The 25,506-nt window shown below is 58.2% G+C and carries 23 protein-coding genes and 1 other annotated feature; of the genes, 20 read left to right on the top strand and 3 right to left on the bottom strand.

Going from position 1 to position 25,506, the window contains the following annotated elements:
- From NNL35_RS11810 to leuS, 13 genes are all read left to right on the top strand, one after another.
- Complete coding sequence (locus NNL35_RS11810) at positions 1 to 1,260, top strand: DUF58 domain-containing protein (protein ID WP_006676293.1); 1,260 nt, start codon at positions 1 to 3, stop codon at positions 1,258 to 1,260.
- Positions 1,251 to 3,512 (top strand): transglutaminase TgpA family protein, encoded by a 2,262-nt coding sequence (locus tag NNL35_RS11815; protein WP_006676292.1) that lies wholly within the window; start codon positions 1,251 to 1,253, stop codon positions 3,510 to 3,512. The genes NNL35_RS11810 and NNL35_RS11815 overlap by 10 nt, the downstream gene beginning before the upstream one ends.
- 144 nt (positions 3,513 to 3,656) lie before the next feature.
- Entirely contained in the window at positions 3,657 to 4,181 is a 525-nt protein-coding gene (locus NNL35_RS11820) for a YqeG family HAD IIIA-type phosphatase (protein WP_040730791.1), read from the top strand.
- Positions 4,178 to 5,296 carry a ribosome biogenesis GTPase YqeH gene (gene yqeH, locus NNL35_RS11825; RefSeq protein WP_006676290.1) on the top strand — a complete coding sequence of 373 codons (1,119 nt, stop codon included), beginning with the start codon at positions 4,178 to 4,180 and terminating at the stop codon, positions 5,294 to 5,296. The genes NNL35_RS11820 and yqeH overlap by 4 nt, the downstream gene beginning before the upstream one ends.
- 27 nt (positions 5,297 to 5,323) lie before the next feature.
- Positions 5,324 to 6,217, top strand: coding sequence for a shikimate dehydrogenase (gene aroE, locus NNL35_RS11830; RefSeq protein ID WP_006676289.1), 894 nt, complete (start codon positions 5,324 to 5,326; stop codon positions 6,215 to 6,217).
- A gap of 38 nt (positions 6,218 to 6,255) precedes the next feature.
- Positions 6,256 to 6,546 carry a ribosome assembly RNA-binding protein YhbY gene (yhbY, locus tag NNL35_RS11835; RefSeq protein WP_006676288.1) on the top strand — a complete coding sequence of 97 codons (291 nt, stop codon included), beginning with the start codon at positions 6,256 to 6,258 and terminating at the stop codon, positions 6,544 to 6,546.
- A gap of 18 nt (positions 6,547 to 6,564) precedes the next feature.
- A complete protein-coding gene (locus NNL35_RS11840) occupies positions 6,565 to 7,173 on the top strand; it encodes a nicotinate-nucleotide adenylyltransferase (protein WP_006676287.1) in 609 nt (202 codons plus the stop codon).
- Positions 7,145 to 7,720 (top strand): bis(5'-nucleosyl)-tetraphosphatase (symmetrical) YqeK, encoded by a 576-nt coding sequence (yqeK, locus tag NNL35_RS11845; protein ID WP_006676286.1) that lies wholly within the window; start codon positions 7,145 to 7,147, stop codon positions 7,718 to 7,720. The genes NNL35_RS11840 and yqeK overlap by 29 nt, the downstream gene beginning before the upstream one ends.
- A gap of 91 nt (positions 7,721 to 7,811) precedes the next feature.
- On the top strand, positions 7,812 to 8,159 hold the full coding sequence (gene rsfS, locus NNL35_RS11850; protein WP_006676285.1) for a ribosome silencing factor: 348 nt from the start codon (positions 7,812 to 7,814) through the stop codon (positions 8,157 to 8,159).
- Complete coding sequence (locus NNL35_RS11855; RefSeq protein WP_006676284.1) at positions 8,156 to 9,112, top strand: CvfB family protein; 957 nt, start codon at positions 8,156 to 8,158, stop codon at positions 9,110 to 9,112. The genes rsfS and NNL35_RS11855 overlap by 4 nt, the downstream gene beginning before the upstream one ends.
- A 62-nt stretch (positions 9,113 to 9,174) precedes the next feature.
- On the top strand, positions 9,175 to 9,936 hold the full coding sequence (locus tag NNL35_RS11860; RefSeq protein ID WP_006676283.1) for a class I SAM-dependent DNA methyltransferase: 762 nt from the start codon (positions 9,175 to 9,177) through the stop codon (positions 9,934 to 9,936).
- 112 nt (positions 9,937 to 10,048) lie between these two features.
- Positions 10,049 to 10,277: a binding site (T-box leader), on the top strand.
- A gap of 81 nt (positions 10,278 to 10,358) precedes the next feature.
- A complete protein-coding gene (locus NNL35_RS11865) occupies positions 10,359 to 10,508 on the top strand; it encodes a hypothetical protein (RefSeq protein WP_181454476.1) in 150 nt (49 codons plus the stop codon).
- Between the two features lie 56 nt (positions 10,509 to 10,564).
- A complete protein-coding gene (leuS, locus tag NNL35_RS11870) occupies positions 10,565 to 13,006 on the top strand; it encodes a leucine--tRNA ligase (RefSeq protein WP_006676282.1) in 2,442 nt (813 codons plus the stop codon).
- Here the strand turns inward: leuS and comER are convergent.
- On the bottom strand, positions 12,987 to 13,832 hold the full coding sequence (gene comER, locus NNL35_RS11875) for a late competence protein ComER (RefSeq protein ID WP_006676281.1): 846 nt from the start codon (positions 13,830 to 13,832) through the stop codon (positions 12,987 to 12,989). The genes leuS and comER overlap by 20 nt on opposite strands.
- A gap of 140 nt (positions 13,833 to 13,972) precedes the next feature.
- On the opposite strand from comER, the gene NNL35_RS11880 reads away from it, so the two are divergent.
- The 6 genes from NNL35_RS11880 to holA all read left to right on the top strand — a co-directional run bounded on the left by NNL35_RS11880 (position 13,973) and on the right by holA (position 21,477).
- Positions 13,973 to 14,623 (top strand): ComEA family DNA-binding protein, encoded by a 651-nt coding sequence (locus tag NNL35_RS11880; protein ID WP_006676280.1) that lies wholly within the window; start codon positions 13,973 to 13,975, stop codon positions 14,621 to 14,623.
- Positions 14,624 to 14,736: 113 nt separating this feature from the next.
- Positions 14,737 to 15,255, top strand: a complete 519-nt coding sequence (locus NNL35_RS11885; protein ID WP_040730788.1) for a deoxycytidylate deaminase — start codon at positions 14,737 to 14,739, stop codon at positions 15,253 to 15,255.
- A 212-nt stretch (positions 15,256 to 15,467) separates the two neighbouring features.
- A complete protein-coding gene (locus tag NNL35_RS11890) occupies positions 15,468 to 18,077 on the top strand; it encodes a ComEC/Rec2 family competence protein (protein WP_006676278.1) in 2,610 nt (869 codons plus the stop codon).
- Positions 18,078 to 18,291: 214 nt separating this feature from the next.
- Positions 18,292 to 18,837, top strand: coding sequence for an RNA polymerase sigma factor (locus NNL35_RS11895; protein ID WP_006676277.1), 546 nt, complete (start codon positions 18,292 to 18,294; stop codon positions 18,835 to 18,837).
- On the top strand, positions 18,834 to 20,132 hold the full coding sequence (locus tag NNL35_RS11900; protein WP_006676276.1) for an anti-sigma factor family protein: 1,299 nt from the start codon (positions 18,834 to 18,836) through the stop codon (positions 20,130 to 20,132). Before NNL35_RS11895 ends, NNL35_RS11900 begins: the two co-directional genes overlap by 4 nt.
- Before the next feature lie 298 nt (positions 20,133 to 20,430).
- Complete coding sequence (holA, locus tag NNL35_RS11905; RefSeq protein WP_006676275.1) at positions 20,431 to 21,477, top strand: DNA polymerase III subunit delta; 1,047 nt, start codon at positions 20,431 to 20,433, stop codon at positions 21,475 to 21,477.
- Between the two features lie 86 nt (positions 21,478 to 21,563).
- Here the strand turns inward: holA and rpsT are convergent, their stop codons facing one another.
- Positions 21,564 to 21,836 carry a 30S ribosomal protein S20 gene (rpsT, locus tag NNL35_RS11910; RefSeq protein WP_006676274.1) on the bottom strand — a complete coding sequence of 91 codons (273 nt, stop codon included), beginning with the start codon at positions 21,834 to 21,836 and terminating at the stop codon, positions 21,564 to 21,566.
- A gap of 241 nt (positions 21,837 to 22,077) precedes the next feature.
- On the opposite strand from rpsT, the gene gpr reads away from it, so the two are divergent.
- Entirely contained in the window at positions 22,078 to 23,079 is a 1,002-nt protein-coding gene (gene gpr / locus NNL35_RS11915) for a GPR endopeptidase (RefSeq protein WP_006676273.1), read from the top strand.
- Between the two features lie 1,240 nt (positions 23,080 to 24,319).
- On the opposite strand, the gene NNL35_RS11920 is transcribed toward gpr, so the two are convergent.
- Entirely contained in the window at positions 24,320 to 25,396 is a 1,077-nt protein-coding gene (locus NNL35_RS11920) for a M23 family metallopeptidase (protein WP_006676272.1), read from the bottom strand.
- Between the last annotated feature and the right edge of the window lie 110 nt (positions 25,397 to 25,506).

The raw sequence follows: 25,506 nt of genomic DNA on the forward strand, positions 1-25,506 counted from the left end.
ATGAATTCGCCGCAGCTGCTGCCCCGCCGTCCCCGTTCGCGGAGACGGACATTTCTTATTGCTTTCGTCATTTATGTCAGTTGTGTTTTCTATTTTCTGTTCCAGGGCGGCAAGACATCCTTCATGCTGCTATCAATGGCCACGGTGCTTGCCGTCTATTGGGCATGCGGGTGGTTCGGGGGGCTGAATAAGGTTCAGGGCCAGCGTATGATCCGGACAGGGACAAGCCGGTTCCTGCCGGCCCAATCCCGCATCCAGGTGTCGGTGGAGCTGCGCGTTCCGGGATGGATTCCGCTGCCGTATGTCATCGTGCAGGACGGGCTGTACCGCTTCGATGAACTGTACAGCCAGGCAGAGTCAGCCGTGACTCTGAATGCCGGGCGGCAGGCCGTATGGACGTACCGGACGCCGCCGCTTCCGCGCGGGTCATACCGCTTGGATGCGACCACATGCTTGTCCAAAGATTTATTCGGCATTTTCGAGCAGCGCGGACATTTCCATACGCCGTCTTCCTTCTCCATCTTGCCGGCCACGGTTCCGATCCCGGCCTGGAGCCAGGCCGGCCATCAAGCGGTCCAGCCCGGACAGACGCAAGCGATGGATAAGAGGAGGCGGGAGTCGACGCAATTGAACGGCGTGCGGGACTACGTCCCTGGCGATCGTCTCTCGCGCATTCATTGGAACGCCACGGCCAAGACCGGCAGCTTCAAATCGAAGCAGTTCGATCAGGAAGTTCAAGCTCCAATCCTGATCGTGCTCGATGTAAGGAGAACCTCCTATGAGAGTCCGGCCGGCTTCGAATTGGCGCTCTCGGCAGCGGCATCGATTGCGCAATACGCGAAGGCGAACAGGCATCCCGCCTATTTGGCCGGAATCGGCGGCTCGCTTCATTGGTGGGACGCCGCGGCGCTTGCGCGCGAACCGGTCGCTTACAAGCAATGGTTGTCTACCATTGAGCCGGAGGCGCCCAATCCGCAAGTGAATGACCGGATTGGCATGATGCTGGCGCAGCGCGCTTCACTGCTGCGCGGGGCGGCCGTCGCCTGGATCAGCGGGGCGATGACGTCCGGCGATATGGCGGCGATCGGCGGCCTCCGCTCCCTTGGCGGCAGCGGCACGTTTATTCATGCTGCCGCCGAGACCGGCCCCGATGAAGCCGGCCTGCTTCGCGCTTTGGCGAAGCAGGGCTTTGAATATAAATGGCTGGATGATCTGAACCATCTTCCGAAGCTGCTTGGAGGTGGGATGACATGGAAGTGAACCGGCAGCCGAAGTCCGCTTACTCGGCAAGCTCCGTTCAACCGGCAGCGCCCGGAATGATGAAGCGCTGGCTGCTTGGCGGTTGGAGTGAGCGCTTGTTCTGGACTTGCCTCGCCGTTATGGTATGGCAGTGGATTGTTATGCTGGAGCCGTATTGGTATGACGAGACGATTGCGATGTCCAAGGACGCGCTCCTAATCATATGGGGAGTTACCGTATTATTTCCCCGGCAATTTTTTGGCCGGCTGCTTATTGGGCTGCCGCTCGTAATGCGCGTCATCTATATGGAACTGGTTCGCAATCATCTATGGATTGAGGACGGAGCCCGATGGGAGAGGCTGCAAGCCTTTCACCCTTATATTTGGTTCGTTATCGGCATCTGGCTCTGCTATGAAGCGATCAACCAGATTGTTCGCGGGTCGGGCCGCATCATTATGTGGCTGCTCGTTCAAGTTGCCGTTTTCGGCATCCTGGATTCTTTTACCGAGGATATTTTGTGGGATCAGGTCGCCTGGATTGTTGGCGCGGCGCTCGTATGGCTCATCGGGCTTCATTTTTCTCAGATGAAGTACAGTTATCCCGAGATGAAGCGAACTTCGCTGCGGTATCTTCTCCAGATGGCCGTGAGCGCTATCGTCGTCATTGCGCTTATTATCACGGTCGGGGTTAGCGTGCCCGGACTGGAGCCGATTCTGACGGACCCGTATACAGCCTGGACGAACCGGAACGGAACCGGCGGCAACTTCGTCGACCGCATCGTCTCGAACGTAACCGGAACCGGGACCGGAACGCCGACCCCGACGACTTCCGGCTACAGCAACCATGACAGCCAGCTTGGGGACGGCTTCCAGATGAATTATGAGCCGGTGATGACGGTAACCTCCGAAGCCCGCGGCTATTGGCGGGGGGAAGCCAAGGATATATACACCGGCCAGGGCTGGGTCGATGCGAAGCGGGAAGAGAGCCTGGAACCGATGAGTATCGGCGAGCGGTTCGAAGCCGACGACGCTCCTTCGAAGCGGATTCAGACGAAGGAGATTATCCAGAAGGTGCAGATTCAGAGCGATCAGATATACCCGGTCCTGTTCGGCATGTATTCCGTATCGGCCGTGGAGGAACTGGAAGGCGGCGATACGGAGAGACTCATTTGGAACGGGAGAGAGAGCGAGGTCCGGTACGAGGGGAGAGGTACGCCCCGCTATCCGACAAGCTATACGATCGTCTCCCATGTTCCGATCATCTCGGAACCGGAGCTGCGAGCCGCGCCCCCGGCCGAAGCGCCGGACAGCGTGTACCTGCAGCTGCCGGACCGCTTTCCGGAACGAGTCGCGGACCTGGCCCGGAGCCTGACCGAAGGGGAGACGAACAACTACGATAAGGCTAAAAAAATCGAACAGTATTTACGGACCCAGTTCACTTATACAAACGTCCCGGATCTTTCGAAGCGGACCAGCAGCGATTTCGTCGAGGGGTTTCTGTTCGAGATCAAGGAAGGGTACTGCGACTATTTCTCCACCTCGATGGCGGTCATGCTCCGCAGCGTGGGCGTGCCGACGCGCTGGGTGAAGGGCTATGCCCCTGGAGCCCGCGAAGGATCGGATCGTCCGATGATGACGGGCTCCTTCGATCCCGATGAAGGGGGCCGCTTCCGCGTTACGAATGCGGACGCGCATTCGTGGGTAGAGGTATATATGGGGGAATACGGCTGGATATCCTTCGAGCCGACCCCGGGATTTAGCATGCCGAGCCCGGAGCAGGAGGAGCAAGAGCCCGACACGCCGCCCGAGCAGGAGGAAGAAAAGCAGCCCGAAGTGAAGGAAGAGAAGAAGGCCGGCAAGCCGGAAGAAGATACTTCGCTTCCCGCATGGGTGATTACGGCAGCCCGCTCGATCGTGGGCGCTGCGCTGCTCGGACTCCTGGCATGGCTAGTTCGGCAATGGGGCCAGGCCGGATTCTCGCTGCGCTGGCTGCGCACCTTCCGCCGGAGAATATCGCCGAGCGATCGGGTCGTGCTTGAGACGGAGCTGTGGTTGAGCTACTGCCGGCTTCGCGGGCTGCGCAAGGAACCGCATGAGACGGTGCGCGAAGCCGCCTTGCGCTGGAGCGAGGGCCTGCCGCAGCTGGAAGGTCCCCTGCAGGTTATCGTGCCGATGTTCGAGCAGGCGAAATACAGCGGCGAGCCGCTGGAGCCATCCGATGTGGCCCGGTTCCGGGAGGCGGTAAGACAGTTCCGGCGCGTCCGCAAGCGTTAATCTCCGCTTCCGTGTCACGCTTGAAGCGGGAGACAGGGAGCCGGAATGTGACGAAATGAAGCCGTTCCGTACGGGAACGGCTTTTTTTTGCACGAAAATCAAAGAATATGGTATAGTTTTTCGTATGAAAACGAGGTGACTGTTTTGTTGGAAAGGCTTATACCCCGTCTTCGGGTAAGCTCCGTACACGATATTGATTTGGACAAGTTGGCGGAACAGGGCATTCGAGGCATCATTACCGATCTGGACAACACGCTCGTCGGCGCCAAGGTGCCGGAGGCGACCCCGGAATTGGCGGCCTGGCTGAAGGAAGTCGATCGCCGCGGATTCAAGGTCGTCATCGTATCGAATAATGATCATACGCGCGTATCCCGGTTCGCCGTCCCGCTCGATCTTCCGTTTATTCATGCGGCCCGCAAGCCGGCGCAGCGAGCTTTTCGCCAAGCGCTGTCGCTGATGGGGCTGAAGCCGGATCAGACAGCTGTCATCGGCGATCAGATGCTGACGGATGTTCTGGGAGGCAACCGGCTCGGCTTATTTACGATATTGGTGCAGCCTATCGCCATTCAGGACGAAGGCTGGGGAACCCGCATCAATCGGCGCATCGAGCGTTATGCGACGGCACGGTTGAAGCGAAGAGGATTGTGGCAAGAGGAGGAGAAAAGGTGAAGGACAATCAAGAGAAGCAAGTATGCAGCGGCTGCGGCGTTACGGTGCAGACCGGGCATGCCGATCAGATCGGCTATGTCCCGGCGTCCGCGCTGAATCGCTCGCCGCTGATTTGCCAGCGCTGCTTCCGGATCAAGCATTATAACGAAGCGGCTTCCGTTGCGCTGGATCAGGATGATTTTTTGCGTTTGCTGGGGCGAATCGGCCAGGAGGACGCGTTGGTCATCCATATCGTCGACCTGTTCGATTTTGACGGCAGCGTCATTTCCGGGCTGCAGCGGTTCGTCGGCAATAACCCGGTGCTGCTCGTCGTGAACAAGATCGATCTGCTGCCCCGTTCGACGAACTGGAACCGCTTGACGAACTGGGTACAGCGGCAGGCGAAGGAGCATGGCCTCCGCATATTGGACGTCATTCTCGTCAGCGCCAAGCGCAATGCCGGCTTCGAACGGCTCGTGGAGCAGATGAGCCATTGGCGGCGCGGCCGCGACGTCTATGTCGTCGGGGCGACGAACGTAGGCAAGTCCACGCTGATTAACCGCCTGATTCACGATTACAGCGATATGGATCGCGAGCTGACGACATCCCGTTATCCGGGAACGACCTTGGATGTCGTACATATTCCGCTGGATGACGGCAAGCATATCATTGATACGCCGGGCATCGTCTATACGAGCCGTTTGACGGAATTGGCCAGCCGGCAAGATCTGGGGGCCTTGCTGCCGGACAAGCCGCTCAAGCCGGCCGTCTACCAATTGAACGAAGGGCAGACGATGTTTTTTGGAGCGTTTGCACGCTTTGATTTCGTGGAAGGCGAACGGCAATCCTTTACCTGCTATATTTCAAACGGGCTTCCGATCCACCGGACGAAGCTGGAGCGGGCAGACGCCTTGTACGAAGAGCACCGCGGTGAACTGCTGGCGCCGCCGACGCGGGATCGCCTTGACGATCTTCCGGGCTGGACGAAGCATCAGTACCGGATCGCGACAGGCTCCGAGACCGATATATTCATCTCGGGGCTCGGCTGGATCAAATGCAACGGCAAGGAAGGCGCGCTCGTGGAGATCCATGCGCCCAAAGGGGTCAAGGTGCTGACCCGCCGCGCGATGATCTAGCACAATCTACCGGGGGGAGCGGATACCATGGTACGGAACGATCAGGCCGGGGCGATTCAGCCTCCGGCGGCCATCGACAGCTCGACCGCTGTCTTCGCGGTCATCGGCGATCCGATCAAGCATTCCAAATCGCCGCTGATGCACAATGCCGCCCTGCGGGAGCTGGGGCTGAACGCCGTATATACGGCGTTTCATGTCGCGCCCGAGCAGCTGGAGCAGGCCATCCAGGGCATGCGCGCCCTCGGCATCGGCGGAATGAACGTGACCATTCCGCACAAGGAAGCGGTCATGGCGTATCTGGACGAAGTGGATGAGAGCGCGAGCGTTATCGGCGCCGTCAACACGATCGTCAACCGGAATGGCCGGCTGATCGGCTACAATACGGACGGGCTCGGGTTCGTCCGTTCGCTGCAGGAGGAGATGATCTCTGATCTCCGCGAGTCCCGGATCTTGCTGATCGGGGCCGGCGGGGCGGCGCGCGGCATCGCTTATGCGCTGCTGAAGGCGGGTTGCCGCCGCTTGCATATCGCCAACCGCACGCTGGGACGGGCCGAGGCGCTTGCGCACGATCTGTCCGCCTTCGGGACGGTATCTGCCGTCCAGCTCGGCGAGCGGCCGGCTATCGATGCGCACGAGGTGGATATCGTCATTCATACGACCTCGGTCGGCATGCATCCGGACGTGGATGCGGTGCCGTTCGATCCGGACTGGCTGCTGCCGGATATGATCGTAAGCGACATCGTATACAACCCGCTGGAGACGGCTTTGCTGCGGGAAGCAAGCAAGCGCGGCTGCCGCCCGCACAGCGGGCTCGGCATGTTCGTGTATCAGGGCGCGATCGCGCTGGAGCTGTGGACGGGCGCCGCTGCGCCTGCCGCGTTGATGCGGGAGCAGGTATGGAATACATTGCGTCACGAATAAACCATTCTTGATATTAGACATATAAGGCAGGGACAAACATGCTAACAGGAAAACAAAAGCGCTATTTGCGCTCGCTCGCACATCATGTGCAGCCTATTTTTCAAGTAGGCAAAGGGGGAACGAACGATCAGCTTATCCGCCATATCGAGGAAGCGCTCGAAGTGCGCGAGCTGATCAAAGTATCGATCTTGAACAACTGCATGGACGATCGCTTCGAGGTTGCCGAGGAATTGGCAAGCCGCTCGGGCGCCGAGCTGGTCCAAGTCATCGGGAAGACGATCGTGCTTTACAAGGAATCGGCTGAACATAAACAGATTGAACTGCCATAAATTGGCGGAGGTGCAGACGTGAGACAAATCGGGATTATGGGCGGGACGTTCAATCCGATCCACCTGGGGCATCTGGTGGCCGCCGAATGCGCCCGCGAAGCCGCAAATCTTGATGAGGTGTGGTTCATGCCCGCTCACGTGCCGCCGCACAAGACGAATCATCCTCAGGCGGACGGCAAGCATCGCCTGGAGATGACCCGACTGGCCATCGCGGGCAACCCGTCGTTCCGGGCGAGTGATTGGGAGTTGGCCCGCGGCGGGGTGTCCTATACGTATGAGACCGTCATCTCGCTGCGGGCCGCCTACCCGGATGTAAGCTGGCATTGGATTATCGGCGGAGATATGGTTGATTACTTGCCGAAGTGGCACCGGATCGATGAATTGATGCGTCTGATCCGCTTCGTCGGACTGCACCGGCCGGGCATCCGCTGGAACGAGGAGAAGCTGCCGGCCGCATGGCGCGGCCGCATTCTGGCGGCAGACATGCCCCAGATGGATATCTCCTCGACGGATATACGGGAGAGAAGAGCGGCGGGACGCTCGATCCGGTATCTCGTTCCGGAAGCAGTCGAACATTATATGGCAAGGTGGGGATTGTATGAATCTGATGCGCCAGCAATTGATTGAGTCCGTCCAGGCGCAGATGCCGGCCGCGCGCTGGCAGCATACCCAGGGCGTAATGGATACGGCCGTTATTCTGGCCCGCCGCTTCGGTGCGGATCCGGAGAAGGCGGATCTGGCGGCGATTCTTCATGATGTCGCCAAGTACTGGCCGACCGACCGGATGGAACGCGTCATTCGCGAAGAGAATTTGCCGCCTGTGCTGCTGGAATACGACAAGCAGCTGTGGCATGCGCCCGTCGGCGCGGTCGTCGCCGCCCGGGACTACGGCGTGCAGGACGAGGAGATTCTGGATGCGATCCGGTACCATACATCGGGCCGGGCGCCGATGACTTTGCTCGACAAGGTCGTCTGTCTGGCGGATTATATCGAGCCCGGCCGTGATTTTCCGGGCGTGGAGCGAATCCGGGAACTGGCCGAGCAGGATGTCAATCTCGCGCTCATCGCCGGCTTCGATTCGACGATCGGCTTTCTGCTCTCCCAACGCCGGCGTATTTTTCCGCTTACGGTCATTGCGCGGAACCGGCTGATTGAAGATTTAGAGAAGAATTAGGGAAGCCTAACGGCATAAGGGAAACGGAGCTGCGTGCCATTCCGTTGCCGGGATGCCAGCCCGTATATGAAGAATTAATGGAGGTTACGATATGACCATTCAACCAAGAGAGCTGCTCGACATCGTCGTCGCGGCGGCGGAAGATAAAAAAGCGATGGATCTCGTCGTGCTCGATCTGCAGGGAATTTCTCTCGTCGCAGATTATTTCGTTATTTGCCACGGGAATTCCGATACCCAGGTACAGGCGATTACGAATGAGGTTCGCAAAAAGGTTCACGAGGCGGGCGTAGCGGTCCGGGGGATGGAAGGCTTGGATGCCTCGCGCTGGGTTCTGCTCGATCTGGGCGATGTCGTTATCCACATCTTCCATCGCGAGGAGCGCGAATACTATAATATCGAGAAGCTGTGGTCCGACGCGAAAGTTGTGGAGATGGCATGACGCTGACCGCGGGCACGATAACACGGCTGCAGGTGGCACGGGAGGTGTCGCCTTACGGCTTCTTTCTGACAGACGGGGAACAGGACGTCATTCTTCATTATTCCGAATTGACAGGTCCCGTGAAGCCGGGGGACGAGGTCGACGTCTTTCTATTCTATGATACGGAGGATCGGCTCGCATCGACGCTGAAGCAGCCGTATCTGACTCTCGATCAGATTGCGCCGCTCCAGGTGGCGGACGTTCATCCACGATATGGCTGCTTCCTGGAAATGGGCATCGGGCGCCAGCTGCTGCTCCCGAAGAGCGAACTTCCTGAATACGAGCCGCTTCATCCCCAAGTCGGGGACACGGTCTATGTGAGGATGGTCCACGACCGGGTAGGCCGGCTCGTGGCGCGCGCGGCGCTGGAACAGGACCTCGTTCCGCTGGCCTTCCCTGCGCCGGATGCTTGGCGCAACACATGGCATGAGGCCATCGTCTACCGGCCGTTGAAGATGGGGACCTTTCTTGTGCTCGAGGGCGGCCCGATCGGCTTCGGCGTCATCGGATTCCTGCACGAGTCGATTCGGCCGCGGCCGCTCCGGCTCGGGGAGAAGGTGCGCGTGCGCGTCGCCCATATTCGCGAGGACGGCCGCGTGAACGTGACGATGGCTGAGCGCAAGGAGATTGGCATGGATCTGGATGCGGAGCGGCTGTTCTCGTTTCTGTGGGATCGTCCGAACGGGGCGATGCCGTATTCCGACGAGACGCCGGCCGATATTGTGAAGCAGCGGTTCGGGATGAGCAAGTCGGCGTTCAAGCGCGCGGTCGGGCGCTTGATGAGGGCCGGCCTCGTCAAGCAGCAAGGAAGCTGGACGGAGCTGACGGAGAAGGGCTCGGCGATTGGCGCGGATCAGCTCCAGCAGATCCTGCAAGAAGAGAAGCCGGAGCCGCCGCGGCCGAAGAAGCGTTAGCGCGCGGTTAGGTGAAGAAGCGCTAACAACGCCGCCGCGCGAGGGAAGGACGGAGAGGCTTGATGGAATCTTACGGCCGCTTTGCCGCGGTCTATGACCGCTTGATGGAGGATATGCCTTATGATGCCTGGGTGGAATTCGCGGAGGAGGCGTGGCGGCGCTATATGCCGTCGAAGCCGGAGCGAATCGTCGACCTGGGCTGCGGAACGGGGAACATTGCGCTTCCGCTCGCCGCCAGAGGCTACGCGCTGGCCGGCATCGACCTGTCAGAGACGATGCTGGCCGTCGCCGAGCAGAAGGCTGCCTCCGCACCCGTGAAGTCCGGCAGCATCCGTTGGCTGTGCCAGGATATGCGGGAATGGAATGCGGGCGAGCCGGCAGACGCGGTCGTGTCGTTCTGCGACTGCCTGAATTACATTACGGAAGAGGCGGATGTACGGAAGGTGTTCGCGGCGACGTACCGGCAGCTGCGGCCCGGCGGCGTCTTCTTGTTCGATGTGCATCATCCGCGCCAGTTCGAGTCGTACGCCGACGGGCAGCCATTTGCATATGACGACGATGATCTGGCATACATCTGGTTCTGCGATTATGACGAGGCGAGGCGGGAGATCGAGCATCAGCTGACATTTTTCATTCGACAAGATGCAGGCTCCCTGTTCGAACGGGTCGACGAAGCCCATGTCCAGCGCGCCTATGAGACGGAAGCGATGGCGTCCTGGCTGCGCGAGGCCGGATTTGCCCGGGTGGACATGTACGCCGACTTCGGATGGAACCCGCCGGACGGCCAGTCCGCGCGCATTTTCTATGCCGCGGTGAAGGAATAGCCGGATATCAACCGGCGGATAGGCGACAATCGTTGACAATATCCTTAATTTTCATTATGATATAACTACTTGCGTAAGCTGGGCAAGGTTATGCATACAATTGAAGAAGTGCAATAAGACTGTGATGAGGATTAGTAGCTCGATGCGCGCATCGCACAGAGAGCCGGCGGTTGGTGGAAGCCGGTGATGGGCAGGAGCGAACTCGCCTCGGAGTCTCGCAGCCGAACGGCAGGGAGGCTGTGACGATTCACCGGCGTTAACGGTGCAGAGGGAGTGGAAGGCAAAGCATGCCTTTCGCTAACTAGGGTGGTACCACGGGAATTGAACCTCTCGTCCCTAGCGTTTTCGCTAAGGGCGGGAGGTTTTTTGCTGTATCGGAATAGATAAGCGGCAGGCACGCGTGACGTTCCGGTTGCAGCGCCATGAACCTGGCCCGGTACCCGGCCGTGTCCCGCGGATACGGAACGGAAGCGGGAGGTTACCGCACGAATCGGGCGGATTGGCGCCTGATTCGCCTGAGGGGGCAGGAAGGGCCCGTCTCTTGCGGTTCAAGCATGATGATATTCGCATAAGGTGCGGGGCGGGCTGCGCGCGCAGCCTTCGCCGGGCACGGCAAGGAGGATAACGGATGAGTCAAGAAGTCAATCAGCCGCATGGCTATCAACCGCAAATTTTGGAGAAGAAGTGGCAGCAGTACTGGGAGGAGCACAAGACGTTCGCTACGGAGGAGAGCTCTAGCAAGCCGAAGTTCTACGCGCTCGACATGTTCCCGTATCCTTCGGGCGCAGGGCTGCACGTGGGCCACCCGGAAGGATATACGGCGACCGACATCATTTCCCGATTCAAGCGCATGAAGGGGTATAATGTGCTTCATCCCATGGGCTGGGATGCGTTCGGCCTTCCGGCTGAGCAGCATGCGCTCGACACGGGCGAGCATCCGCGCGACATTACGGTGAAGAACATCAACAATTTCCGCCGCCAGATTAAGTCGCTCGGCTTCTCTTATGACTGGGACCGGGAGATCAGCACGACCGATCCCGACTATTACAAATGGACCCAGTGGATCTTCATCCAGCTCTACAAGCGCGGACTCGCGTATGAAGCGGAGATTCCGGTGAACTGGTGCCCGGCGCTCGGCACGGTGCTGGCGAACGAGGAAGTCATCGACGGCAAGTCGGAACGCGGCGGCCATCCGGTCATTCGCAAGCCGATGCGGCAATGGGTGCTGAAGATTACGGAATATGCGGAGCGGCTGCTCGAAGATCTGGATGAGCTGGATTGGCCGGAGAGCCTGAAGGATATGCAGCGCAATTGGATCGGACGCTCCGAAGGGGCAGAGGTCCGCTTCGCCATCGACGGACATGAGGACCATATCATCGTGTTCACGACCCGGCCGGACACGCTGTTCGGCGCGACATACTGCGTATTGGCGCCGGAGCACGATCTGGTTGGCCGGATCACGACTGCCGGGCAGCAAGCGGCGGTTCAAGCTTACCAGGAGCAGGCTGCCCGCAAGAGCGACCTGGAGCGGACGGATCTCGCGAAGGAGAAGACAGGGGTGTTCACCGGCGCGTATGCGATCAACCCGGTGAACGGAGCGAAGCTCCCGATCTGGATTGCCGATTATGTGCTTGCCGGCTATGGAACCGGGGCCATCATGGCCGTTCCGGGCCATGACCAGCGGGATTGGGAATTCGCGAAGCAATTCGAGCTGCCGATCGTGGAAGTCGTCTCCGGAGGAGATGTGACGAAGGAAGTGTTCAGCGGCGACGGGCCGCACGTGAACTCGGACTTCCTGAACGGGCTCGGGAACGCCCAGGCGATTGCCCGCATGAATGAGTGGCTGACTGCGGAAGGCGTCGGCCAGCCTAAAGTTACGTACCGTCTGCGCGATTGGCTGTTCAGCCGCCAGCGGTATTGGGGGGAGCCGATTCCGATTATTCATCTGGAAGACGGCACCATGAAGCCGATTCCGGAGTCGGAGCTGCCGCTGATGCTGCCGGATGTCGATCACATCCAGCCTTCGGGCACCGGAGAATCGCCGCTCGCGAACGTCACCGAGTGGGTGGATACGGTCGATGCGGAGACCGGGATGCGTGCGCGCCGCGAGACGAACACGATGCCGCAGTGGGCCGGAAGCTGCTGGTACTATCTGCGCTACATCGATCCGAAGAACGAGAAGGAGCTGTGCTCCAAGGAGAAGCAGGCCGAATGGCTGCCGGTCGATCTGTATATCGGCGGGGTCGAGCATGCGGTCCTTCACTTGCTGTATGCGCGCTTCTGGCATAAGGTGCTCTACGATATCGGCGTCGTCGATACGAAGGAGCCATTCCAGAAGCTGGTCAACCAGGGGATGATTCTCGGCACGAACGGCGAGAAAATGTCCAAATCCCGCGGCAATGTCATCAATCCGGATGATATCGTCAATGAATTCGGCGCGGATACGCTGCGGATGTATGAAATGTTCATGGGGCCGCTCGAAATTACGAAGCCGTGGAACGAGAAGGGCGTCGAAGGCATGTTCCGCTTCCTGAACCGGATCTGGCGCCTGTTCATTGCGGAGGACGGCCAATTGAACAGCAAGATTACGGACGGGCCGGGAGAAGACGGCTTCATCCGCACCTGGCACAAGACCGTGAAGAAAGTGACCGAGGATATGGAGGCGATGCGCTTCAATACGGCCATCAGCCAATTGATGATCTTCATTAATGACGCGTACAAGGCCGAGACGCTGCCGCGCCAAGCGATGGAGAACTTCGTGCAGCTGCTGTCTCCGCTCGCTCCTCATATCGCCGAGGAATTGTGGCAGCGCTTGGGGCATGGAGAATCCATCACGTATGTGCCGTGGCCATCGTATGACGAAGCATTGACGGTTGACGCCGAAGTGGAGATCGTCATTCAAGTGAACGGCAAGATAGCGGATCGGATTCGCATCGCCGCCGATGCGGACGAAGCCGCCATGCAGGAAAAAGCGATGTCTCTGCCGAACGTTCAGGAGGCCATTGCTGGCAAGACCGTCCGTAAAGTCATCGCTGTCAAAGGCCGGCTCGTCAATATTGTGGTCGGTTAACCTCCTGTTCGGCGAATTGGGAGTGAACCTTTTCCAGGTCCTCTTCATATTTCGCGTGGGTGACATGAATGAGCTGGTGGAACATATCTGCCAGCTCTTTATTCATCAAGCGGAGCGCCTCGGCGGTGATGCCGCCGGGGACAGCTACCCGCTGCTGCAGCTGTTCCGGAGTGAAGCCTCCTTCCGTCAGGAGCTTCCCGGTGCCGAGCAGCATCTCGCAGGCGAGACGCGACGCTTCGTCCCGGCCGATTCCGGTCGCTTCCGTGGCGGCATCGATCCACCGCTGCAGGAAGAAAGCGATGAACGCGGGACCGCAGCTGGACAAGTCGGAAGAGATGCGGGTGTACTTCTCATCGATGCATAGCGGTTGGCTGATGGACGACATGAGCCGTTCCAGGAGCTCCCGATCATCCGTCTGAATCCGGCTGCCGTACATACAGAGCGAAGCGCCGCTTCGGACGTAACTTGTGATGCTCGGGATGATTTTCGCCACTTTGCAGGGCAGCTGCCGCTCCAGGTGCTCAAGCAGCACCGGGCTCGTAATCGACACCAGGATGAGATCCGGGCGCGCGGCATGCTGTATCTCCTTCAGGACCGGCTTGAATTCCAACGGCTTGACGCACAGGAAGACAATGTCGCTGCTCCGGACCGTCTCCGCATTGCTTGGTGATACTTGAAGCCCGGGATGTTGAGATGCAAGGCGCTGTACTTTGTCCATCGTACGGCTGCTCGCTATGACCTGCTCCGGTGTCACGGCGCCGGATTGAATCAACGCATCGATCAGCGTTGTCCCCATACTTCCCGTACCGATAAATCCGACCTTCACGGATGATCCCTCCTTCTGTTTGCACATTTGCATATCCTGATGCAGAACGCCCACTATATACGAATGGCTATTCTATGTTTTACTACCTATATGTAGGATGGGTTGGCCAATATACGTGTTCTATCGAAAGGAGAATATGCATGAAGAAGAGCCGTCATGCGTTATCCTTGCGTGCCTGGATTGCTCTGACGGGCATGGCGATTGCCGGGCTGGCCGTCTCCATGGGCTTATGGCTGAAGCCGCAATGGGAGGAGGCTGCGGGCGGATGGACACCGCTCAATGAAGCGATTGCCGAGCGTCTCGCCGCTGCGGAGGAGGGCGGGGACATGGCGGAACGGAGCGGAAGCCCGAATCCGGCGTCCGCTTCCTCCTTGCCGGGAACGACTTCCGGGCGAGAGCAAGGCCCCGAATCGTCCTCGAATGCGGGTCAGAGCGCCAATCACGGCGCAGGAGACCCGAATCGGCCTCTATCGATGCAGCCGGATAAGAAGCGGGCAGAACCCGGTCCAGGCGAACAAGGGAGCGGTTCTTCCGCCTCTGCCGAAGCGTCTGCAGCGGCCCCTTCGGAAGACGAGAAGGCGAAGGACGCTGCCAGCGGGCGCATCAATATTAACGAGGCCGATGCGAATGCCTTAATGAAGCTTCCGGGCATCGGGCCGAGCAAATCGCAAGCCATCGTGAAGTATCGGGAGAGTCACGGCCCGTTCCGGCGGCTGGAGGACATGAAGAAGGTCAAAGGGATCGGCCCCGCCATCTTCGCCAAGCTGCGCGATCAAGCCTCGATCGAGTAACGGGACGGCCGTCTGTGAGAGATCCGGTTGCACAGCGAAGGTATCGTGCTTAGAATGAAGGTAAGAACGATGGCAGCGGTCATCAGCCTATTACAGACGGGAGAATGAATCGGATGACAACAAGTGTACGCAAAGATTGGGACACCTACTTCATGGATATCGCCTATATGGTGTCTACACGTTCACGCTGTCCTAGGCGGCATGTCGGCGCTGTGCTGGTACAGGGCAAGAAGCTTCTCGGAACGGCCTATAACGGAGCGCCGATGGGCGTGCCGGATTGCAGCGAAGCCGGATGCATGATTGTCGAGCAGTACGAGAAGATCGTCGTTGACGGCGAGGAACAGATGGTGAAGAAGGAACGGTGCATCCGCACCATTCATGCGGAACAGAACCTGCTTCTGTTCACGGATCGGATCGACAGAGAAGGTTCCACGGTGTACGTGACGGACGAGCCGTGCTGGACCTGCGCCAACATGCTGGCGAACAGCGGCGTGACGGAGATCGTCTACCACCGCCCTTATCCGAAGGACAGCGAGAAGGTTGCGGCGATGATGAAGCAGAAGGGAATTACGTTCCGGACGCTGGCCTCCTATCAGCCGCCGCAGGAGACGATAATGGATACGACAAATTAATGATGTGGGGAAGAACCTCCATGCCGGAATTCCACGCACGCCATGAACATAGGCGGCTGCGGAACGATGGCGTGGAGGTTTTTTTGCGTTCGGCGATCCTTGGCTGAGTGGCCGTCTGGACAAGCCGGGACAAGCCGGGACAAACCGGGACGCGGGACAAGGGATGCCAAGAACCATCTCAAGCCAAATGCAGACCAGGAGGTGAGGTTGAATTGCTGTCGCGCAGACCGATTGTTGCCGTTGCCGTCTGCTTCGTGATCGGGATTCACGCCGCGGCCGCATTATCTGCTGTCCACGCCGTACTGGCCGTAGCGGGACTGCTGCTGCTGCTTCCGCTAGGATGGGCGCGTCGCTGGTGCAGCGGGAGGCAGGCGGCTCTATATGGAGCGGTGCTTCTATGTTCGGCATCGCTATACATTGCAACGGAACACCGCAACACCAGCCGTTGGACGCCGCCTGACGACGCCAGTCAGCCGGCAGCGGAGGGAAGCTGGGACGGATATATCCTGTCTCCGCCGGAGCGTGACGGGGACCGGGTGCAGTTCCAGTTCCGGGCCGTCTCATGGCAGCGGGACGAAGGAGCCGGGCCGGAACCCGTGGACGAGAAGCTGCTTGTCCAGATCCGCCTGTCCGCGCCGTCGGAGCTGGATGCGGTGGAGCGGTGGGAACGAGGCCAGGCCATGCGCCTGCATGGCCTGCTGTCCGCGCCGGGAGACGCGTCGAACTTCGGGGCGTTCAGCTACCGCGCATATCTGCGGCCGCAGCGCATCCATTGGATTCTCCAGGTTGCAGGAGCGGAGCAGGCTGCCATCACGGACGATTTGAGACGGAACGGATACCAGCGGGCGGAACAAGCGGTGAACCAGGCGCTTGCCCGGGTCGACCGGGTTCGCGGCGCGCTGCTGGAGCTTATGGAGCGGCTGTATAAGCAGCCGCATAGCGGATATATGCAGGGACTAGTGCTTGGAAGCCGGACGGAATTGGATCCGGATACATACCGCCAGTTCTCGGAGCTGGGTCTGACACATGTGCTTGCCATCTCGGGACTTCATGTCGGTGTCTTCGCCGGGGCGCTGCTTGGCCTGCTCCGGCTGCTCCGCCTATCGAAGGAGAAGGGGCTGTGGGTCGTCCAATGCTGTCTCCCGGGGTATATGCTGTTGACGGGAGCGGCTCCTTCGGTGATCCGGGCAGGATTGATGTCGATGATTGCCTTGTACTGCTTGCGCAAGGGCTGGCTGAAGGACGGGCTCCACATCTTGGCCCTCGTCCTGGTGGCGATGCTGCTGTGGGATCCGTATTATGCGCTTCAGATCGGCTTTCAGCTGTCGTTCGCGGTGACCGCCGGATTGATAATCGGGGTGCCCCGCGTCGTGCAACTGCTGCCGGCCTGGCCGCTGTGGCTGTCCTCTTCCGCCGCCGTAACCTTGGTCGCCCAGGCCGTATCTTTTCCGTTGACGGTCTATTATTTTCATCAATTCTCGCTCTTGTCGTTCGCCGCCAACTTCCTCCTCGTTCCGTTCATCAGTCTCGGCGTGCTCCCGGCTGGAACGCTCTCGCTCCTCGCGGGCCTTCTCTATGAACCGGCAGCCCGCCCGCTAGCCTGGATTGTGGCGCAGATGAATGAGCTGACGTTCCGGATCGTCGAATGGCTGGCAGCCATCGAAGGCACGAGCTTAATCTGGCCGCAGCTTCCGCTATGGTGGATTGGGGCTTACTACGGCAGTCTATGTCTCGTCTTCGCTGCATGGCGCCGGACGGCTGAAGGCGGAAGAGCATCGCTCCGCAGCCGGATGGGGACGGCGGAGGAGGGCGATACACAGCCGCTCGGCTCATTCGTAGAGGTGCGGTCCTCCCCGCGAGGTATCCGGCACATCGGCTCCGTCTTGGCGGCCGTTCCGCTCGTCGTGCTTCTTGCATGGGGCTACGGGGATGGCCTCGGCAGAGATGCCCTTGTCAGCTTCATTGATGTCGGGCAAGGCGACGGCATTTTGATTCGTACGGCTTCCGGTAAGCATGTACTGGTTGACGGAGGAGGAACGGTGAATTTCCGCAGGCCCGGGGATCGATGGAGGGAACGCCGCGTACCGTTCGAGATCGGCGAGAAGGTGATCGTTCCCCTCTTGAAGCAGCGGGGCGTCCGGCGGCTGGACGCGGTCGTGCTGACGCATGCGGATCAAGATCATGCCGGCGGGCTATTGGCGGTTCTGCGGCATATGCCGGTCAGCCGCTTCATCACGAACGGCACGTGGAAGTCCTCGGCGACGATGACTGCGCTGTACCGGACGGCTCTGGAGAAGCGCATCCCGATTAGCGGCGGGCAGGCCGGCAATTCGTGGATGGTCGACGAATGGACCCGGATTGATGTCCTTTATCCGATGCCGGATAGCGATGCGATTCTTCTGCCGGAGGAGGAGAATCAAAATCGCGCCTCCCTCGTCCTGCTGCTGACGCTGACCCATCCGCGCAGCAAGGCGCAGGCGACGATGCTGCTGACGGGGGATGTGGAAGCCGACGGAGAACGGCGCATGCTGGCCGGCGCTGCGGGCCAAGGCCGGCTGCCGCCCGTCGATGTATACAAGGTGGCGCATCACGGAAGCCGGACATCATCCACCCCGGAATGGGTCGAAGCGATTCGGCCGGCGGCAGGCGTCATCTCGCTCGGACCCAACAACCGCTACGGGCATCCGCATCCGAACGTGCTGGCCACGTTGGCGCGCGCCCAGGTGCCCGTGCTGCGGACCGATTGGGACGGGGAGATCCAGTTCAGGCTGACGGCGCAGGGTTTGAAGGTGCGGACAAAGCGTGATAGGATAGTTCCATAGAGTTAGAGAGCAGCTTCGAAGCACGTCGGCCTGACGTGCTTTTTGCGGCTTGTCACCTTGTTGTATCATGCAATGCAAAACAAGGCATCTTTTGCTATTCTAAGTGATGACTTTATGCAAATGAGAGAATAAACTACAAATTGGAAGTGAACCACTGCAACCATTTGCGGCTTAGGCACGTCAATGGTTATGCAAGAGAGGGGGATAACAGGTAGTGGATTCGGGACTGATACGAGCCGCTCAATCCGGCGATCGCGACGCTTTAATTACTCTTTTGCGGGAAATAGAACAATATGTGTATCGGACAGCTTATTATATTCTCAATAATGAGCAGGATGCACTGGACGCGTCCCAGGAAGCCTTAATCCGGATTTATTCCAAAATTGAATCTTATGAGGAAAAAGCTCAGTTCAAAACATGGGTGCAGCGGATTGTAACGAATATTTGCATTGACAAGTTCCGGCGCAATCGCCCGACTGTCTCGATTGATGAGCATGACCTCGTATTTGTCGGGGAAGAGAGTGTAGAGAAGGAAGTAATGTCCGCATACGTGGCTCAGGACATACGTGAGGCAATAGATCGGCTGCCTGAACATCATCGTGCGGTCGTCGTTCTGCGATATCTGCAAGATTTCTCATACAACGAGATTGCGGAGAGCTTGAATTTGCCGTTGAACACGGTCAAATCCTATCTATTTCGCGCCCGGCAACAACTGCAGACGATGCTGCAAGATTATGAGAAAGGTGGTGTACGAGGATGAACTGTGCAGAGGTGATGGAACTGAAGCAACGCAGCTTGGACGGTGAGTTGAAGCAGTCGGAAGAGAGCCTGCTGACAGAGCATATCCGCCGATGCCCCGCCTGCGCCGAGATGGCAGAACGGTTAGAGAACATCCATCAAGAACTGGTTCAGCTGCCGAAGGTCACTCCGCCTTACAGCTTGGTGGATGCGATATTGCCTTCCTTGCAGCAGATAGATAAGCAGCAGGCGGCAGCCGCGGGCGCATCGCCTTCTCTCGCTTCGGGTTCCCTTGAGCGGAAGCGAAGCGATGTGAAGGAACTCCGGAAGCCGGAGCAGAAGCCGCAGGCCGCAACTTCGATGCAGAAATGGTATAACAAGCGGCAATGGCGTGCAGCAGGCGCAGTGGTGGCGGCAGGTCTCGTCTTCGGATTATTCATGGTGATGTTCAAGCCGCCGACGGGAACGGAAGTGGCAGGCGATTTCGCGGAATTGACGCAATCGGCGCAGGAGTCCGGCGCCGCACCCGATTCGAGTCAGTCTCTTCGGAGCAATCATCCGGACGGGAAGCCGGTGCCGCAGGAAGCCAACGCTGGAGCGGACAACGAAGGCAATGCATCGCACAAGGATCAACAGCAGGATGCCCAACCGCCAGGCGACGTTGAACAGAAGAAGGAGGATGCGCCGGACACGGAGCCGCCGAAGCCAGCGGAAGACGGCCGCGCAGCAGACCGTCATCAGAGCAAGGGGGCGAAGCAGGATAAGGATCGGAAGCCGGTGGCATCGCCTGCTGAGAAGCAAAAGAAGATCGGCAATCAAGACAAGAAGTCCGAGGATCCTGTGGCCAGCAAGCAGAACACCGATCCAGAGCAAGTCGAGCCGCAGGGCAGCAAGGTGCCGCCATCCATTGCCGCCGTTCCGGGCAATGAAGAGCCGGAGAACGGTTCAAGCGCCGATGCCGGCAGCATGGAGATATCGGATAAGGATCTGGAGCGTCATTCTCTGTTCGCGGCGTCGAAGGAAGCGACATCGCCGGACGGCAAATGGATGGTCGTATGGGAGAACGGCCAGCTCATGTTATACGGTGTCAACGACGCGGAGCAGACCAAGCTGCAGACGCTGGCATTCGCCGACAGACCGGAGGAGCTGATCTGGTCTTCGGACAGCAGCCGGCTGGAGGTGAAAGTGCGGACGGCGGACGGAGAGCGGCAGATCCATTATGAGGTGTCTTCGAACGGACTGACGGAAACGGCTGCCGACGAGGCCGATAAGAAGGAGCCTATCGTGGTTCCTGGCACGAGCAAGCCGGCCACTTAGGCTGCCGAAGGAGCGGAATTTACCAAAAATAGGCTGCGTCAACCCCCGGGAAGCGGCACACATTCGGTGCGGCGCGCGTATGATGAGGTATCAATGAAAGTGATGCAAGTGACGTTCCCGTACGTCGTATGACCGTTTGCACGGAGTTTCTAGAGCTTCGCTGCAGGCGTTTATCATAGATGGTATGGGACAAAGGGACTTGCGCCGCCCGTCAGGGCTGCGCCGGTCCCTTTGTTTTTTGCGGCGGACCGCAATTTTTGCTATCATGAAGTGCATAGACAGGGGGAGGCATAAGGCATTGGACATGAAAGCGGCGATGAAAGAGATCCAGCGCGGGGAGCCGCGCCCGATATATGTACTATATGGTACGGAAAAATACAGAATGCAGGAATTTGTTCACTATTTGCTGGAGCATGCCTTCGAGCCGGAGAACCGGGAATTGGCCGTGATGAAGATGGATACGGCCGAATCTCCGATCGAGGCCGTCATAGAGGAAGCGGAGACGCTGCCGTTTCTCGTGCCCCGCAAGTGCATCCTGGTCAAGGATCAATCGATTTTTGCCTCCGGCAAGGATAAGATGGAGCATCGCACCGAGCGGCTGCTTGAATATATGGAACAGCCGATGGAGACAAGCATCATTGTCTTTCTGGTGCAGGCGGACAAGCTGGATGAGCGCAAGAAGACGGTCAAGACGGCCAAGGGGAAGGCTGCGGTGCTCGCCTTTCAGCCGTTGGGGGCCGAAGAATTGGCGCAGTGGGTGAAGCGAGAGACTAGCAAGCATCGCTGCTCCATCGGGGAGGAAGCGGTAACGGCTCTGTTGAATGCGGTAGGGACGAATCTGCAGGCGCTGGCGGGCGAGATTGAGAAATGCTGCTTGTTCGCCGGGGAAGGCGGCGTCATTGATACGGCTACGATCGAAGGGCTCATTGCCAAAAACACGGAGCAAAACGTATTTCAATTGGTCGAGGATGTCGTTCGCCATCGCGCGGGCAAGGCATTGGCGACCCTGCACGAGCTGCTGAAGCAGAAGGAGGAGCCGATTAAGATTATGGCGCTCATCGTCAGGCAGCTTCGGATTATGCTTCAGGTCAAGGAGCTGACGAATCAGAGCTTCACGCAGCAGCAGGCCGCCTCTCAGCTCGGAATCCATCCTTATGCGGCGAAGATGGCGGCCGAACAGGCGCGCGGCTATGGAACCGAGGTATTGGCCGGTTGGTTGGCCGAGGCGGCGGAGCTCGATTACGAGATGAAGTCGGGTCGGGTCGACAAGACACTCGGCCTGGAAATGTTCATCATGCGGATGGCGGCGGGCAGCACGCGGAGCGGAACGGCCGCTTCCCGCTAGCCGGCCATCAAAAAAAGCCCGAAGACAGACGCGCAAGCGTTCATCTTCGGGCTTTTTTGCTGCATTTAAGTATGAAAGGCTGCCGCTTACGCTTGCGCAAGCAGAGCGTTCAATTTTTGTGCCAAGCGGGACTTCTTGCGGGCAGCCGCATTTTTGTGGATCAAGCCTTTTGTCACGGCTTTGTCCAATTTCTTCGAAGCCAGAGCGACAGCTCCTTTGGCGTTGTCCACTTCATTGTTAGCCAATGCAGCGTCAGCTGCTTTGACAGCCGTACGAAGTGCGGACTTCTGAGAAGCGTTCAACAGACGGCGCTTGTCGTTCGTTTTTACGCGTTTCACAGCGGATTTAATGTTAGGCATTGCATTCACCTCCGTTGCATCGTAGTGCGACAATAGAATCTATACCATTTCCATATCAGCATGAGATAGATTCACAACTTAAAATATTCTAGCATGACATACCTTAAAAAGCAATATGTTTGCCGCGGTCTCCCGACAGGCTCGGACAGCATCGGCAGCCGATATTTCCAATGCTGCCGCATAAAGTTGGCCTCCATCACACACAATATCTGCAAAATGGAACTTTTGGGAGGTAGAACTCATGACGGCCGATTTGCGCAATTATTCGGTTCGTACCGATTTGGCGTTGGAATCCAGGGAAATGGCATCCCCTGATCTCGCCGCGTCCATACCCGGGGTGCAGGAGCATGTCGAGGAGGATCGTGGCGTCAAAATAACACGGATTCACGTGCAGACAGAGGAAGGATCACGTGCCATCGGCCGCATGCCGGGGCGCTACATCACGATCGAAGTGCCGGGCTTGCGTCGCAAAGATTCCGACCTTCAGGACCGCGTCGCCACATCGTTCGCGCAGTTGTTCGCTTCTTTTCTCGAAGAAATCGGGATCAAGTCTTCCGCCAAAGTGCTTATCGTCGGTCTGGGGAACTGGAATGTGACTCCGGATTCGCTCGGGCCGCTCGTCGTCGAGAATGTGCTGGTCACCCGCCATTACTTCGAGATTATGCCGGATCAGGTCAGCCCCGGCTATCGGGAAGTGAGCGCCGTTGCCCCCGGCGTGCTCGGCGTGACGGGGATCGAGTCAAGCGATATCGTGCAAGGCATCGTCGATCGAATCCGCCCCGATCTCATCATCGCGATCGACGCGCTTGCCTCCAAGGCGCTGGAGCGTGTCAATACGACGGTCCAGATTGCCGATATCGGGATTCACCCCGGCTCCGGCATCGGCAACAAGCGGCGCGGGCTGACCCGGGAGATTCTCGGGGTGCCGTGCATCGCCATCGGCGTGCCGACCGTATGCTACGCTTCGACTATCGTCAACAACGCGTTCGAAATGATGCGGGAGCACTTCAAGCAGGAGACGAATCAGACCCGGCAGATTCTCGGCATTCTCGAAGACATCAATGAGCAGGACCGGCTGCTGCTGGTGAAGGAAGTGCTGGAGCCGCTTGGCCATGATCTGATCGTGACGCCGAAGGAAGTCGACGAATTCATGGAGGATATGGCCAACATTATTGCCAGCGGCCTGAACGCGGCGCTGCACGAAGCAGTCGACAGCAGCAACGTGTCCGCCTACACGCACTGACCATGGACGAAGGCCAGGAGCCTATCCGTATGCCTGGCTTCCCAAGGTGATAGAAATGGGGGAGCTGTAAGCTCCCCTCGGATTGACCTGCGCGGAGTTGAGCGAGTTGATTGAAGTTGAATTTCCTGCGTTTGAGTTGATTGAGTCGCTTGAGGTTGACTTAGAATGAATTGACTTGATTAAGTCGTCTGAGTTGATTGACTTGACTGAGTTGAGCAAGTGAATGGAATGAACTGGAAAATTGAGTGTACTGAGTAAATAAGCGCGAAAAGAAAATTAAGCGTACTAAGTACTTTGAGCGTCCTAAGTAAATAGAGTGTGCTGAGTAAAATTAAGCGTATTAAGTAAACTGGGTGGACTAAGGTAAATAGAACGTGCTAAGTAAATTGGGTGGAGTAAGGTAAATAGAGCGTACCAAGTAATCTGGGTGGACAAAGTAAATGGAAGCGTACTAAGGTAAACTGGGTGGACAAAGTAATAGAGCGTACTAAGATAAACTGAGTGCACTAAGTAAATTGAACGTACTAAGTAACTAGAGTGTACTAAATAGCGTGTGTTAAGTGAATCGAGTGAACTAAGTTGGCTACTGTTGCTGAATTGGCTATATTTGCCCAAGCTGTCCCCCAAAGCTGCAAAATTACAGCATTTTTATGAACATATCGATGCCGCAATGGGGTTCCTGCAAAAGTGCAGGAATTTCAGCCATATCGCGTAAATAGTTGATATAACTTGTGAAAATGATGTATTCTTGCAGCAATTTCATCCTAGAACGGCGCAACCGCCGCAAATTACTGTAGCCACGCAGCAATTTTCACTCCGGAACCGGACAAGCCGATCCAACCGTTCCAACTGAACCAATCGAACCAATCGAACCAACCGGTCGAAGCCATTTCACCGCAACCCTGGGCATGCCGAAGGAAATTACCCCTAAGGCATCCCCATTAAAAAACACCCTTAGCGGGTGTTTTTTTGATGGCGGCATAGCCCTTGCTGGCTTATCGCGACTTTACGCATAATGCTCTGAACGAGCCGCGTGCTGCTGGAGCTTGCGTGCTGCTGGAGCTTCGCTTACTGCGAACTTCACCTCCGCATGATGCTCCGAATGGAGCAGCTTGCTGGTGAAGTGCCGCTTATCGCGTGACGTAATCTACCCTTGCTGAATGAACTGCACGCTGCTGAAGCCTCGCTTATCGCGAACATAACCTGCGCATGATGCTCCGAATGAACTGCACGCTGCTCGTTACTGCTTATCCTGACCCCGTACAAGATCTCCCCGTACCGGATCGGGATCGCTTCCATCCTCGAACCGGATCCGAATCGACGACCCTTCCTCCAGGGAAGGGCTGTCTGACACCTGAAAGTGGATATGGGCATCCGAAGAATTGCCGGAATTGCCGCACAGGCCCAGCCGATCGCCCTGCTTCACCGTATCCCCTTCCTTCACCAGAATGGAGTCCTTTTTGAAATGGGCCAGCACGCTGTATTCGCCGTTGCCATGATCGATGACGACGTGATTGCCCGCTGCTTCCTCCGTAAGTGGCTTTTCGAACGGCACATTATCCGGATGCCCGTCCACGACCTTGACGACCTTGCCGCCGAGCGGAGCCACGACCGGCTCTCCGAACGCGAAGTAGCTGGCATTCTCCTTCGGATCTCCTTCCAGGCGGGCCCCGTCGCGCACGATGAACAAATCATAGGCATACCGCTGCGTTGGATATTCATAATGATAGTTCAGCATCGTGTTGGTTCCTCCCCAGGCGACCGTCCATTCCCCTTCGAACGGCATCCGGTAGGCATGACGCGTATACTTCTCATCCGTGGCCCGGGGGTCGGACGGACGCAGGAGCAGGCCGTGAATCCGGCCTTCGTGCAGCACGGCGGATATGTACATCTTGCCGTCCTCGCTGCTCCATACGTATGTCTCCGTGCCGTCCGCCGCCAGCCGCGAGATTTGAACCGGAGCTTCTCCCTTTTTCCATGCTTGGCGAAGCAGCTTATCGATATCCTCGGCGGTTACCTGCTCCTGGAACTCCGGCGAGAAATGCTCATATAGCTTGGCCGCCTCATGACCGGCGATCCAGCCGCTGACGTCGTCACCTGTCAACGTCTCTTGGCCCTTCGTCACTTTCTCCTGAGATTTTTGCGTCTGCTGTTCGTCTGCTTTCCCGCTCTGTCCGGAAGCCGGCTCCTTTTCCTTAACCGTTCCAGCCTCCTCCTTCGGACTCTCCTTTGGGCTGCCTGCATTTCCCGAACATCCGCTAATGGCGATTACAGAGGAGAGGGCTAATATGCATACGGCGAGGGAGCGTTTCTTCATGGGTCATCTTCCTTTCTTGGTCTGTCCTCTGCATTCATCATAAGCCTCGGGATTGAACTCCAGCGTAACGCCAGTTCATTTTTAGCTTAACAATGACGTCATTGCTGCCC

Origin of the sequence: Paenibacillus dendritiformis (assembly GCF_945605565.1) — a bacterium.
GTDB classification, from domain to species: Bacteria; Bacillota; Bacilli; order Paenibacillales; family Paenibacillaceae; genus Paenibacillus_B; species Paenibacillus_B dendritiformis_A.